This window comes from Ruegeria sp. BI12 (assembly GCF_056537985.1).
On record NZ_JBQFSL010000001.1, the window covers coordinates 2,406,684 to 2,419,141 of the forward strand.

The 12,458-nt window shown below is 57.7% G+C and carries 12 protein-coding genes; 5 read left to right on the plus strand and 7 right to left on the minus strand.

Annotated elements, in window-relative coordinates; all coding sequences use genetic code 11:
* Positions 1–37: 37 nt before the first annotated feature.
* Positions 38–604: a tetratricopeptide repeat protein gene (locus ACR0AK_RS12120; protein ID WP_480793470.1), complete on the minus strand. Its 567-nt coding sequence runs from the start codon at positions 602–604 to the stop codon at positions 38–40.
* 30 nt (positions 605–634) lie between these two features.
* Positions 635–1,123 (minus strand): Lrp/AsnC family transcriptional regulator, encoded by a 489-nt coding sequence (locus tag ACR0AK_RS12125; protein ID WP_170558895.1) that lies wholly within the window; start codon positions 1,121–1,123, stop codon positions 635–637.
* Positions 1,124–1,225: 102 nt separating this feature from the next.
* Between ACR0AK_RS12125 and putA the strand changes: the two genes are divergently transcribed.
* Together putA and ACR0AK_RS12135 are read left to right on the plus strand one after the other, a co-directional pair.
* A complete protein-coding gene (putA, locus tag ACR0AK_RS12130) occupies positions 1,226–4,627 on the plus strand; it encodes a bifunctional proline dehydrogenase/L-glutamate gamma-semialdehyde dehydrogenase PutA (protein WP_480793471.1) in 3,402 nt (1,133 codons plus the stop codon).
* A 42-nt stretch (positions 4,628–4,669) separates the two neighbouring features.
* Positions 4,670–5,413 carry a rhomboid family intramembrane serine protease gene (locus ACR0AK_RS12135; RefSeq protein WP_480793472.1) on the plus strand — a complete coding sequence of 248 codons (744 nt, stop codon included), beginning with the start codon at positions 4,670–4,672 and terminating at the stop codon, positions 5,411–5,413.
* 306 nt (positions 5,414–5,719) lie between these two features.
* On the opposite strand, the gene ACR0AK_RS12140 is transcribed toward ACR0AK_RS12135, so the two are convergent.
* Positions 5,720–6,505, minus strand: coding sequence for an inositol monophosphatase family protein (locus ACR0AK_RS12140; RefSeq protein ID WP_170558898.1), 786 nt, complete (start codon positions 6,503–6,505; stop codon positions 5,720–5,722).
* A gap of 96 nt (positions 6,506–6,601) precedes the next feature.
* Complete coding sequence (locus ACR0AK_RS12145) at positions 6,602–7,507, minus strand: LysR family transcriptional regulator (RefSeq protein ID WP_170559380.1); 906 nt, start codon at positions 7,505–7,507, stop codon at positions 6,602–6,604.
* Positions 7,508–7,601: 94 nt separating this feature from the next.
* On the opposite strand from ACR0AK_RS12145, the gene metF reads away from it, so the two are divergent.
* Both metF and ACR0AK_RS12155 read left to right on the plus strand, forming a co-directional pair.
* Positions 7,602–8,468: a methylenetetrahydrofolate reductase [NAD(P)H] gene (gene metF / locus ACR0AK_RS12150; RefSeq protein WP_480793473.1), complete on the plus strand. Its 867-nt coding sequence runs from the start codon at positions 7,602–7,604 to the stop codon at positions 8,466–8,468.
* A gap of 166 nt (positions 8,469–8,634) precedes the next feature.
* A complete protein-coding gene (locus ACR0AK_RS12155; RefSeq protein ID WP_170558900.1) occupies positions 8,635–9,285 on the plus strand; it encodes a J domain-containing protein in 651 nt (216 codons plus the stop codon).
* A 50-nt stretch (positions 9,286–9,335) separates the two neighbouring features.
* Here ACR0AK_RS12155 and ACR0AK_RS12160 read toward each other — a convergent pair whose 3' ends face one another.
* Positions 9,336–9,854, minus strand: a complete 519-nt coding sequence (locus ACR0AK_RS12160) for a YHS domain-containing (seleno)protein (RefSeq protein ID WP_170558901.1) — start codon at positions 9,852–9,854, stop codon at positions 9,336–9,338.
* A 251-nt stretch (positions 9,855–10,105) separates the two neighbouring features.
* Between ACR0AK_RS12160 and yghU the strand changes: the two genes are divergently transcribed.
* The gene (yghU, locus tag ACR0AK_RS12165; RefSeq protein ID WP_170558902.1) at positions 10,106–10,984 is read left to right on the plus strand and encodes a glutathione-dependent disulfide-bond oxidoreductase; all 879 of its coding nucleotides are present in this window, start codon (positions 10,106–10,108) and stop codon (positions 10,982–10,984) included.
* Between the two features lie 38 nt (positions 10,985–11,022).
* Here the strand turns inward: yghU and ACR0AK_RS12170 are convergent, their stop codons facing one another.
* Both ACR0AK_RS12170 and ACR0AK_RS12175 read right to left on the minus strand, forming a co-directional pair.
* Entirely contained in the window at positions 11,023–11,811 is a 789-nt protein-coding gene (locus ACR0AK_RS12170) for an SseB family protein (RefSeq protein WP_170558904.1), read from the minus strand.
* Positions 11,804–12,391, minus strand: coding sequence for a uracil-DNA glycosylase family protein (locus ACR0AK_RS12175; protein ID WP_480793474.1), 588 nt, complete (start codon positions 12,389–12,391; stop codon positions 11,804–11,806). Before ACR0AK_RS12175 ends, ACR0AK_RS12170 begins: the two co-directional genes overlap by 8 nt.
* Positions 12,392–12,458: the final 67 nt, after the last annotated feature.

Here is a 12,458-nt window from a genome sequence, read left to right on the forward strand (position 1 = left end):
ACGCCCCCGTCCTTTCGGTTCGGGGGCGTATTTCGTTTCAGATTTCCTCACCCGGCAAGGCAAGCGGCCCGCCCGGCGCCATCAGATGACGCTCAGACAGCCAGGGATTCAATTCTAGTGCCTGAGACAACGCTTCGCGCGCCTCATCAATGCGCTGAAGTCCCAACAATGTCAGGGCCCGTCCGCTGATTGCGGCGACGTGGTTGGGCGACAGCTCTATCGCTTTCTCCAGATCGGGCAGTGCGGATTGAAAATCTTGTCTCAAATAGTGAGCAAAAGCGCGTTGGTTGTACCCTTCAGCGTAAGACGGACAATACGCGATCAGCTTGTCGAAATCCTCAATCGCACCCAGCAGGTCCCACGCATTCCGGCGCGTCATGCCGCGATCCAAAACGGCCTGAGCACTTTCATCCGGCGCATCTGTCCAGAATTCCCATAGCTGACCGGATAGAGCGCGGGCGGACTGCTCGGATTCAGCGTTCTGTATTTGCGATAGCACTGAAGATACGTCAGCGGTATGGTCCGGCGCGATAGGGCAGTCCTGGGCATTGGCCGCGAATGCAGTCGCAGCATAGAAGATTGAGGCGTAGGCTAAGCGTTTCATGTGCCAATGGTGACCCGCACAAGGCGTTCGTCAACCCATCGCGTCCAAAGCTCCAGATACGCCAGTCTCTTTCACAGCCTCCATCGCAACAAACGTTGAGGTACTGGCGACATGCGGCAACGATGATATCTTTTCGGCAAGAACGGCACGGTATTCCGACATCGACCTAGTGCGTATTTTCAGCAGATAGTCAAAATTCGACGCAATCATATGAGCTTGCTCAATTTCGGGCACCTTCCGAACGGCGGCGTTAAACTCGGCCAAAGCCTTCTCGCGCGTGTCGGTCAGGCGGACCTCAACAAAGGCAACGTGGTCCAAACCAAGGCGAATGGGGTCCAGCAAGGCGCGATAACCTGTGATAATGCCTTCTGCCTCAAGTCTCTTCACACGTGCTTGAGTCGGGGATTTTGACAGTCCGATGCGCCGCGCGAGATCGGCGATGGGTATCCGGCCATCCTCGGCCAGAATCGCCAGAATTGTCCTGTCGAACCGATCCAATCCCGGAAAGTCTTTTTGCATCGTCTGCACCCCAAAAAACAGGCCATTCGCCTATCCACGTGCGAAAATAAGGCAATCGTCCCGAATAATCGACACTATATTATTCAAAAGACCGGAGGATACATGTCACACAGCCTGCGCACCCGAATTGATGCCCAAACCTATGCCGACCCCAGTGAGGTTCTTGGCGCACTAATCGCCAAGGCCGACCTCAGCGCGACCGACCGCAACGCGATTTGCGCGTCTGCGGCGCAATTGGTGCGTGATATCCGATCCAGCACCTCACCTGGTATGATGGAAGTGTTCCTTGCAGAATATGGCCTCTCCACGGACGAAGGCATCGCGTTAATGTGTCTGGCCGAAGCGCTGTTGCGCGTACCCGATGCCGACACGATCGACGCGCTGATCGAGGACAAGATTGCGCCGTCGGATTGGGGCAAGCATTTGGGTCAGTCCTCATCGTCGCTGGTCAATGCATCCACTTGGGCTTTGATGCTGACTGGCAAGGTGTTGGACGAAGGCAAGGCCTCTCCGGTCGGCGCGCTTCGCGGGGCTATCAAGCGTCTGGGCGAACCCGTGATCCGAACGGCCGTTGGACGCGCGATGAAGGAAATGGGTCGTCAGTTCGTATTGGGCGAGACCATCCAATCAGCCATGGATCGTGCCAACGGGATGGAGACCAAGGGCTACACCTATTCCTACGACATGTTGGGAGAGGCCGCCCGGACCGAGGCAGATGCCGCCCGATATCACCTGTCCTATTCACGCGCGATTGCAGCCATCGCAGAAGCCTGTATTCACGATGATATCCGGGCCAATCCGGGGATTTCAGTCAAACTGTCGGCGTTGCATCCACGCTATGAATTGGCGCAGGAACAACGGGTTATGGACGAGTTGGTTCCCCGGTTGCGCGCGTTGTGCCTGTTGACAAAGGCCGCTGGAATGGGTCTGAACATTGACGCCGAGGAAGCAGACCGTCTGTCCCTTTCTCTGCAGGTAGTAGAAGCCGTGATGGCCGAACCCGCCCTGTCCGGTTGGGACGGTCTGGGAATCGTGGTTCAGGCTTACGGGCCGCGTGCTGGGCTCGTGCTGGACACGCTGTATGAGATGGCCGAGCGCCACGATCGCAAGTTGATGGTTCGCCTGGTCAAGGGCGCGTATTGGGATACCGAAGTCAAACGGGCTCAGGTCGAAGGCGTAGATGGCTTTCCGGTGTTCACCCGCAAGGCGGCAACGGATATTTCGTACATCGCCAATGCGCGCAAGCTGCTGGGCATGACCGATCGCATTTATCCGCAATTTGCCACCCACAATGCCCATACGGTCAGTGCGATCCTTCACATGGCTGAGGGCCAGCCTTTTGAATTCCAGCGCTTGCATGGGATGGGCGAGACCCTGCACCAGCTTGTCAAAGACCAAAGCAATACAGGGTGTCGGATTTATGCGCCAGTCGGGGCACATCGGGATCTTCTGGCTTATCTGGTGCGACGCCTGCTAGAGAACGGTGCAAACTCGTCGTTCGTCAACCAGATTGTAGACGAGAACGTCCCCCCGGAAGAGGTGGCCGCCGATCCGTTCCTGACGCTCAAGGATCAGGTCCGCCCGCTGCCAACCGGGCCAGACCTGTTCCAACCGGAACGCGTCAACTCGAAAGGATTCGACCTTCATCATACCCCAACGTTAGACAGGATCGACGCTGCGCGGGATGCATTCCGGGCACACCACTGGTATGCGCAACCGCTGTTGTCCGGTGACGCAAATCCGGAACAGGACCAACCGGTCATGAACCCGTCCCAGCCGCAGGATCGACCCGGAGCCGTCGCCACCGCCAGCGCGGAAGATGTCGAGCTTGCTCTGGCATGCGCCGCACCATGGCAGACATCACCGGTCGAACGATCGCGTATCCTGAATATCGCAGCCGACCTGTACGAGGCTCATTTCGGTGAACTTTTCGCCTTGCTGGCGCGCGAGGCAGGTAAATCAGTACCCGACGCGGTCGCTGAGTTGCGAGAGGCGGTGGATTTCCTGCGTTACTACGCCGCGAACATTCCTGATGCCAAACCGGCGGGTACATTTACTTGCATCAGCCCATGGAACTTCCCTCTGGCCATCTTCACAGGCCAGATTTCAGCGGCCCTGGCCACAGGCAACGCCGTTCTGGCTAAACCTGCGCCACAGACGCCGCTGACTGCGCATCGCGCTGTTCAACTATTGCACGAGGCCGGAATTCCCCGAGACGCACTTCAGCTTCTGCCGGGTGGTCCCTCAGTCGGCGCTGCTCTGACCTCGGACCCGCGCGTCTCGGGCGTTGCGTTTACCGGATCAACCGCAACTGCGTTAAAAATCCGCGCATCGATGGCTGAAAACCTGCGCCCTGGTACGCCGCTGATCGCCGAGACTGGCGGATTGAACGCGATGATCGTGGACAGCACCGCCCTGCCTGAACAGGCCGTTCAATCCATCATCGAAAGCGCGTTCCAATCTGCAGGACAACGGTGCTCGGCCTTGCGATGCCTCTATGTTCAGGAGGATATCGCCGACGATCTTCTAACAATGCTGACCGGCGCAATGGATGCTCTGCTGGTTGGCGATCCGTGGTTGATCGCGACCGATTGCGGACCGGTCATTGATGAGACCGCGCGCCAGGGCATCGCGGATCACATTGCCAAAGCCCGCGCAGAAGGGCGCGTTTTGAAAGAAACCGGCGTACCGCCCGAAGGGACGTTCATCGCCCCGACGCTTATCGAGATACCCGGCATTTCCGCGTTGCAACACGAAATTTTTGGCCCTGTCCTGCATGTCATACGCTTCAAGGCATCCGAGATTGATCAGATCATCGCCGATATAAACGCCACTGGATACGGGCTGACCTTTGGCCTGCATACTCGGATCGACGACCGCGTGCAGCACATCACCGAGGCAGTGCACGCCGGAAACATCTACGTCAACCGCAACCAGATCGGTGCAATCGTGGGGTCTCAGCCATTTGGCGGCGAAGGGCTTTCAGGCACGGGCCCCAAGGCTGGTGGGCCGAACTACATGGCACGATTCTGCGCCCCTGACCGGCAGCAGTCCGACGATCAATGGGATAGCCAGATGAGCGAGATTTCCGGCGCTCAGGGTACGCCCGCTCCGGTGCAGACCAAGACATTGCCAGGCCCAACAGGCGAATCCAATCGGCTAAGCGAGTTCCCACGCGCGCCATTGCTGTGCATGGGCCCCGGAGCCGAGGTCGCGCGCGCGCAGGCTGACGCAGTTCAGGCGCTTGGGGGAACGGCCATTCAGGCGACAGGTTCGCTGGATTTGCACCGGTTGGAGAATATCACCGGGATATCGGGCGTGCTTTGGTGGGGCGATGACGATACAGCGCGTGAGATCGAACGACACCTCGCCCGTCGGGACGGCCCGATCCTGCCGCTGATCCCGGGCCATCCGGACCGCGCACGGGTTCTGGCTGAGCGCCACCTGTGCGTTGATACAACAGCCGCTGGTGGCAATGCCGCTTTGCTTGGGGGTGCGGCGTAAGCATGCCTTGACGCTGGGCCGGGAAAAGCCCAGCGTCGCCTCATGTTTCCAATCCGTGACCATAACCCTTCGGGGCGAACGCCGTATGTCGTCTACCTGCTGATGGCGGCCAATATCCTGATATTCCTAAGCTATGTGGGCATCATGAACGATGCTCGGCTGATCAATCAGGTGTACTACGACTATGCGATTATCCCGGCGCGGATTGCCGACGGGTTTGCCTTTGAAACGTTGGTGACGTCGATGTTCCTGCATGGCGGGTGGATGCATCTTGCGGGAAACATGCTATTCCTATGGATTTTTGGCGACAACCTCGAAGATGAAATGGGCCACCTGCCCTTTCTGCTGTTCTACACTGCCGCCGGCATTGGGGCGGGTCTGATCCACATCGTCACAGCGCCGGGTTCGGTGGTGCCGACCATTGGGGCATCGGGTGCGATTGCGGGCGTCATGGGCGGCTACCTGCTGCTGTTCCCCAAAGCCCGCGTTGATATCCTGCTGATACTCATCGTTTATTTCCGGGTATTCACGATACCAGCCTTTGTCATGCTAGGGGTTTGGTTAGCCATCCAGTTCTTTGGAAGTCTGGCCAGCAACCCGGACGAAGGCGGGGTGGCATATTGGGCCCATACGGGTGGATTTTTCGTAGGATTGATCCTTTGCATTCCACTTTGGCTGCGGCGCGGTGGCACTGATTTCTGGAGTCGCACCCACGGCCATCCGCCGCATCCAGAACACAAGTACAAGCTAACGCAGTCCCGTATCCCCCGCGTGCCCCGCAGATAATAGGTCTTCAAGGTCGCGCAAGCTGGTCCTGGTAAGACACGTGATTTCCTGCTGTAAGGGTTGAAATGCGGTGCCAGCGGCAATCATCGCCATTTGCTCCCCGAGCGGGCAGCCAATGCGGATTGAGGTCGGCGCTCTAACCGGGGCACCGTGGTCCACACGCCCTCCGGCCGGTCCAGGAATTGCATGGACACAGCCAGTTGTACCCGTGGCCGGGTGAGAGATTGCTGTTAGCAACATGCGAACTTGTGAAGGCGGAAAACGCCTCTAAGTTGGCGCATGCCTATTGAATTGGCGGTTAGGCTATCAGCCCCGGATCACCTTGGAGAACTGGTCAAAAATCGGTTCGTTCGAACAGATCACTTCACCGTCTTCCAGAACGTCACCTTCAGGATTCAGCGCCTGGACAAATCCGCCAGCTTCCTTGACGATGATGATCCCGGCCGCCAAGTCCCATGCATTCAGGCGACGTTCCCAGAAGCCTTCGTAACGCCCGGCGGCCACATAAGCCATGTCCAGTGCAGCGGCGCCCCAGCGGCGCACACCGGCACAAACAGGCATCAGACGCGCCAAGTCCTGCAAGGTTGCAGGAAGGTCCGAGCGACCACCAAAGGGCAGGCCGGTCGAGAAAACCGACTCGATCATCCGATGACGACCCGAGACACGGATGCGCATGTCATTCATCCACGCACCCTCGCCTTTTTCGGCAAAGAACATCTCATCCTTGGCTGCGTCATAGATCACGCCAGCCACGATCTTGCCCTTGTGTTCCAGCGCGATCGAGATTGCCCAGTGCGGCAAACCGTGCAGGAAGTTCGTAGTACCGTCCAGCGGATCGACGATCCAGCGACGGGTTGGGTCTTCGCCGTCAATTGCGCCGCCCTCTTCGGCCAGCCAGCCATAGGTTGGACGCGCGCCCAGCAGTTCCTCTTTCAGGATCGCCTCGGCGGCAATGTCAGCTTTGGACACGAAGTCGCCCGCGCCTTTCATCGACACCTGAAGGTTCTCGACTTCACGGAAATCCTTGACCAAAGAACGCCCCGCCTTGCGCGCGGCTTTGATCATGATGTTGAGGTTTGCACTGCCAACCATTGTCCAAAGGCTCCTGTCCGGTCAAACCGCGCGTATACTGATGCAAAGCCCCCTTGCCAAGAGGAATGATACGCATAGCAGACCCGCGTTTTTCGCCTATTGCGTCTGCAGCTTGCGCGCCTCGGTACCGGCCAGCTGAATCAGCTCTTGCACGAAGGGTTTTTCCAGGTCCTCGGCACGCACTGCAGCGTAAAGCCTGCGGGTGATACCTTCTTTGGTCAGCGGACGTGTAACATAGTCCGAATTATACTTCACTTCGCGCACAACCCAATCGGGCAGAACAGAAATGCCGCGGTTCGATGCGACCAGCAAAAGGATCACCGCAGTCAATTCAACCTGCCGGATCGCCGCCGGTTCGACCCGAGCGGGGATGAGCAACTGGCTGAACACGTCCAACCGGGTGCGTTCTACCGGGTACGTGATCAGGGTCTGCCCACGAAAATCCTCGGCTTCGATAAACTCTTTCTGAGCCAGCGGATGGGACGAGGCCGCGACAAAGACAGCGTCATAGTCGAACAGTTCAATGAACTCGATGCCAGGCAGATCTTCTGGATCGGACGAAACGACCAGATCAACCTCTTCTTTTTGCAACGCAGGCAGGGCGTCGAATGCCAATCCAGGCCGGATATCGACGTCCACGTCGCCCCACGACTTCCGGAAAGATTCAAGCACCGGGAACAACCATTCGAAACAGGCGTGGCATTCGATTGCGATATGCATACGTCCGGTCCGTCCATCCCGAAGCGACGAGAATTCCTGTTGTGTGGCCTCGACTTGCGGCAAGATCTGTTCGGCCAAACGCAGCAAGCGCAACCCGGCCGCAGACAGTTTCATCGGCTTGGATCGGCGCAAAAACAACTCAACCCCTGCCTGATCCTCTAGTCCTTTGATTTGGTGGCTCAGCGCCGATTGGGTGATGTTCAATTGATCCGCCGCACGGGCCAACCCACCACATTCATGGATCGCCTTGATCGTGCGCAGGTGGCGGAATTCGATGTGCATTGCAGTGATACTCATGTTGTTCTTGAATAATATGAGTTTGTCTCACATTGCCGGAACTGGCACAAGGTCTCTGTACCAATCAAATGAGGCCGAGATGACCAAGCCAGAAATTTCGTTCGAGTTCTTTCCGCCCAAGACGCTCGAGGCCTCGTTTCGCCTTTGGGATACGGTTCAGACACTGGCCCCGCTAGAGCCACGCTTTGTCTCGGTTACGTATGGTGCGGGTGGCACAACGCGGGAACTGACACGCGATGCGGTGGCGACCCTTCACAAGTCCTCAGGCCTGCCGGTTGCCGCGCATTTGACATGCGTGGATGCCTCGCGCCAGGAAACGCTTGAAATCGCGGACACATTCGCGCGCGCAGGCGTGCAGGATATTGTGGCCTTGCGGGGCGATCCGCCCACCGGTCAGGACCGGTTCAAGCCGCATCCGGATGGTTTTGCAAACTCAGTTGAGCTGATCTCGGCCCTGGCCGAGACCGAGATGTTCAGCATTCGTGTCGGAGCCTACCCAGACATTCACCCCGAAGCACAGAACGCCCGCACTGACATTGATTGGCTCAAGGCCAAACTGGATGCAGGGGCAGACGAGGCCCTGACGCAGTTCTTCTTTGAGGCCGAGACGTTTTTCCGGTTCCGCGATGCCTGTGCAAAAGCTGGCATCGACAAGCCCATCGTGCCTGGCATTCTGCCTATCGAGAACTGGAGAGGCGCACGCAATTTTGCCAAGCGTTGCGGTACACGCATTCCGGATTGGGTTGAGCACGCATTCGACAAAGCGGTGCGCGACGATCGTGAAGATTTATTGGCCACAGCACTGTGTACCGAGCTGTGTTCGGACCTGATCGAAGGTGGCGTGGACAAGCTGCATTTCTACACGTTGAACCGTCCTGAACTGACCCGCGACGTATGTTTTGCCCTTGGCATCACCCCAAAAGCCGAGTTGCAAAACGTCGCCTGACCGGGCCAAACGAAGAGCGGCTCCATGCTACGGAAAAACTGAGAACAATTGCCGCCACCCGCCGCAATTGTTCCTCCATGCACCTCAATTTTGCGTGAAATTTGACAAATTCACGACCCTGGTGAAACTGGGGCAGTGTTATTTTTTGTAATGAGTAAGTTAGGTTATGGAATCTGTTGACAAGATCAACGCCCGCGCAGAGGCACTGCATGCTCTGGGGCTGGATCAAAGCGCAACCTCAGATGATATCAGGAGCGCCTGGCGAGACATTGCGTTCCATGGTCATCCAGACCAGGCCCAAGGCGACAGTTCCGGGTTTACCCGCGCCAAGGATGCGTACGATTTTTTGCGCAAAGAAGGTCTGGCGGGCAAAGGTGTCGGGTCGGGGAAACCCCGACGTCCAAAACTGCGCCGTCGTATCCTTTCACTGGAAACAGCCGACATAAACGCATGCCGCGCCCTGCTGAACACAGCGTTGCCGGACAGATCGGACGAAGTCGAAGTTCCGGATTCCGAGCTGATATGCAAGTCAGATCATGTGCCTGATGCGGTCGGATTCTTTGGGCGTCATGTGACCTTCTTTGTCTCAACGCCGGTCTATGAGGGTGCAAACCGTGTGGCATTGCCGACATCAGTTTTAGCAAGCTCACGCCAGACCGAAACCGAGGTGCTGAATTTCCAGTCAAACAACTCGGGCGGTGGTGAAGTTGTTGTGCCGGATGCGATCACGGCCCGGACGTTCCCGGGGGCTAAGAGCGTTCGAATTCGGTTCGATGCCGATCAGCAGATGCGGGACGAATTCTCGTTCGCACATTGACGGAAAAGCCCGGCTAAAATGGGCCGGGCTTTGACTTGGTGAGTGGCCACTTAGTTTGAAATCGGGCCTTCCGAGGTGAATTTCGGAATCACGCTGGTGGATGCTCCGTCAGGTTCGATCCCCGGCCAATTGCCTTCTGCGATGTTAATGTTGCCGGGTACGTCTTCTTCCCAAAATCCAACAACCACATCGGTGATGTTCAGATAAAGTTTATCATCGACGATGCGCCACAGGTTCGGGTTCGCGGGAACTTTTCCGCCTTTCGACACACCATACGCGCAATGCCCGTCATATTGCGGGGCATAGTATGCCGGGTTTTCCAGAAACTTGTCGCGATTTTCTTCTGATGCAAATGCCCAGGTGGCGCCGTTGTATTCCGCAGTAATATCTGCGTGCCCGCGCACAGCTTCGGGCTGAGATTGACCAATCGCAACCTGATCCAGATCACGGTAGGCGACGACATCGTAACCGGAAACTGCAAAACCGGTGCCGTCAACATATTGATCGCCAGCAAAGGCCGGTGCGGCAAGGGTCAGCGCCGCAGCGACTGTCAGGGCAAAACGTTTCATGGTGGCAAGTCCTTTTGTCCTCGGGGTTGTATATCTGCCCGAACTTACGGGTCTGAACTTACAATAGGCGATTCAGATGGGTTGCGAAGTCCCCCTCGCGTCGCTGTGACGTTGAATGAGGATTCGTGAGAAGTCAGGTGAGGAATGTTACAAAAAACGCTGCGCCCATGGGGGTTGGACTCTGGGCTTTGCAACATTAGCTGTTGGAACGGACGGACAATTCACCTGCACTTTGTGAAGAAAGGCAAGAAATGAGCGAGCAACCGACCTATACGCCCCCAAAGGTCTGGACTTGGGACAGCCAGAATGGCGGCCAATTCGCCAACATCAATCGCCCGATCGCCGGCGCCACCCACGACAAGGATCTGCCGGTTGGGCGGCACCCGCTACAGCTTTACTCGCTGGCCACCCCCAACGGCGTCAAGGTAACCGTGATGCTGGAAGAACTGCTGGCATTGGGTCATGAAGGCGCTGAATACAACGCGTGGCTGGTCAACATCGGCGAAGGCGACCAATTCAGTTCGGGCTTTGTCGGAGCCAACCCAAATTCGAAAATCCCCGCTCTTTGGGATCGCTCGGGCGACAAACCGACACGCGTGTTTGAAAGCGCATCAATCCTGTTTCATCTGGCCGAGAAGTTCGGTGCGTTTTTGCCTGCATCCGGACCGGAACGTGCGGAAGTCATGAACTGGGTCTTCTGGCAGATGGGCAGTGCACCCTACCTGGGCGGTGGGTTTGGCCATTTCTACGCCTATGCGCCGGAAAAATATGAATACCCGATCAACCGCTTCACGATGGAGACCAAACGTCAACTGGACGTTTTGGATCGCGAACTGGCGGATAAAACCTACATCGCGGGTGAGGACTATACTATCGCCGATATGGCAATCTGGCCGTGGTATGGTCAACTGGTTCTGGGCCGCCTTTACAGCGCCGCGGAATTCCTGGACGTGGAATCCTACAAGAACGTCATGAGGTGGGCCAAGGCTATTGACGCACGCCCGGCCGTTCAGCGGGGCCGCATGGTCAACCGCCCGTTCGGTGAACCTCATACCCAGCTACACGAACGTCACGAAGCCAGCGATTTCGAAACCCGCACCCAAGACAAACTGGAAGCGGCCGCAGAATAAATGCAAAAGCCCCGCAGACCATCCGGTTTCGGGGCTTTTCACTTCAGAATCGGTGGCTTATCCGGATCGCTGCCGGGTGTCGTCTGGGTGATAACGCGCGCTTCGGGCTGCGGTAGATCAAACCGCAAGCCAACCCGCGCCAATGATGCGGCAGCCGGATCATGTGCGCCGAAGAAACCGACATCCATAGCCCCTGCTTCAATCCCGGAAAACGTCAACGCCTCGGACGCGGCCTTGGCCAGTGCGGGTTCGGACCCCTCGACCGCACCAATGAAACCCAGCAGGTGGCCTGAACCCCCGCCATCGGATTTCGTGCCCACCAGATACGCGGCTTCAGCCAGCCCAACTGCGGTGGCGAGCTTAGCGTCCAGCGCGGTCAGCAAATCGTCGGGCAGACCCGCAGGCGGCAGGAACTCTGCCAACCGCTGCTGAACCTCTTCTGGCCCGTGCTGCAGCGTTTCCGCCAGCCAGCCCAGCGCCTCGGAAGGGATCAGCATAGAGGATGGCGCGACTTCAAGGTTGAGCCCCAGCCCAATCCCCTGCCCCGCCAGCATGGATGACAGCACCCGGCCCGACAGGGCCACGTAAGGAACTGGGCGTTCTGCAAACCGCGCCAGCCGGTCCTCGCGGTCAAAGGCCAGCACAAAACGCCCATCAGCGACGTCAAACAACTCGGGCGAAATGTTTTCGCCCTTTGCCTCTTCCGTCAGCATCAAAAACAGCTCGCTATCGGCAAGCCGTTCGAAAAACCGCAAACGCGCTGCATCGTCCTGTGGATTAGCGTTCATCGCGGCGTGGGCAGTGTCCAAAGCGGTGGTTTCAGTCATTCAGAACCTCTTGCACCCGCGCACGCAGGACCGGCAGAAGGTCGGTCTGGAACCACGGATTCTTCTTTATCCATGCCGTATTCCGCCAAGAAGGATGAGGCAAGGCAAAGACGCGCGGCGCATGGTCCCGCCAGTTGCGAACCGTTTCCGTGACCGATCCGCGCACGTTCAGGTGGTACTTGTGCGCGTGACCACCCACCAGAATGGTTAGGGGTACATCGCCCAGTGCTTGCATGACCTTTTTGTGCCAGGTTTGCCCGCAAACTGTTGGCGGCGGCAAATCAGCCTTGCGCGCATCATAGCCCGGAAAACAAAAAGCCATCGGTACGATCGAAACCCGTGATCGGTCATAGAACACGGTTTCTTCCACTCCAAGCCAATCGCGTAAGCGATCTCCGGATGGATCGGTGAATGGCCGGCCCGACGCGTGCACCCGTGCACCCGGCGCCTGACCGGCAACCAAAATTGGCGTTCCCGGCTGAAACCAGACCACCGGGCGCGGCTGGTGGGCGGTCTCTGTCGCGGCAAATCTTTCCGCGCAGATACGGCAGGATGAGATTTCTTTCTGCAGCGAATTCATCAGATGGCAAGGTTTCCCGCATCAAATTGGTTGACGGTCACCCTGAAAGATAGTCAACGCAACGCGC

Bases quoted from the DNA above. Each gene is read 5' to 3' on its own strand.
- putA (WP_480793471.1), top strand. From the start codon at position 1,226: ATGTCACACAGCCTGCGCACCCGAATTGATGCCCAAACCTATGCCGAC.
- ACR0AK_RS12145 (WP_170559380.1), bottom strand. From the start codon at position 7,507: ATGCACATCGAATTCCGCCACCTGCGCACGATCAAGGCGATCCATGAA.
- metF (WP_480793473.1), top strand. From the start codon at position 7,602: ATGACCAAGCCAGAAATTTCGTTCGAGTTCTTTCCGCCCAAGACGCTC.
- ACR0AK_RS12160 (WP_170558901.1), bottom strand. From the start codon at position 9,854: ATGAAACGTTTTGCCCTGACAGTCGCTGCGGCGCTGACCCTTGCCGCA.
- ACR0AK_RS12140 (WP_170558898.1), bottom strand. From the start codon at position 6,505: ATGGTTGGCAGTGCAAACCTCAACATCATGATCAAAGCCGCGCGCAAG.
- ACR0AK_RS12170 (WP_170558904.1), bottom strand. From the start codon at position 11,811: ATGACTGAAACCACCGCTTTGGACACTGCCCACGCCGCGATGAACGCT.
- ACR0AK_RS12155 (WP_170558900.1), top strand. From the start codon at position 8,635: ATGGAATCTGTTGACAAGATCAACGCCCGCGCAGAGGCACTGCATGCT.
- ACR0AK_RS12125 (WP_170558895.1), bottom strand. From the start codon at position 1,123: ATGCAAAAAGACTTTCCGGGATTGGATCGGTTCGACAGGACAATTCTG.
- yghU (WP_170558902.1), top strand. From the start codon at position 10,106: ATGAGCGAGCAACCGACCTATACGCCCCCAAAGGTCTGGACTTGGGAC.
- ACR0AK_RS12135 (WP_480793472.1), top strand. From the start codon at position 4,670: ATGTTTCCAATCCGTGACCATAACCCTTCGGGGCGAACGCCGTATGTC.
- ACR0AK_RS12120 (WP_480793470.1), bottom strand. From the start codon at position 604: ATGAAACGCTTAGCCTACGCCTCAATCTTCTATGCTGCGACTGCATTC.
- ACR0AK_RS12175 (WP_480793474.1), bottom strand. From the start codon at position 12,391: ATGAATTCGCTGCAGAAAGAAATCTCATCCTGCCGTATCTGCGCGGAA.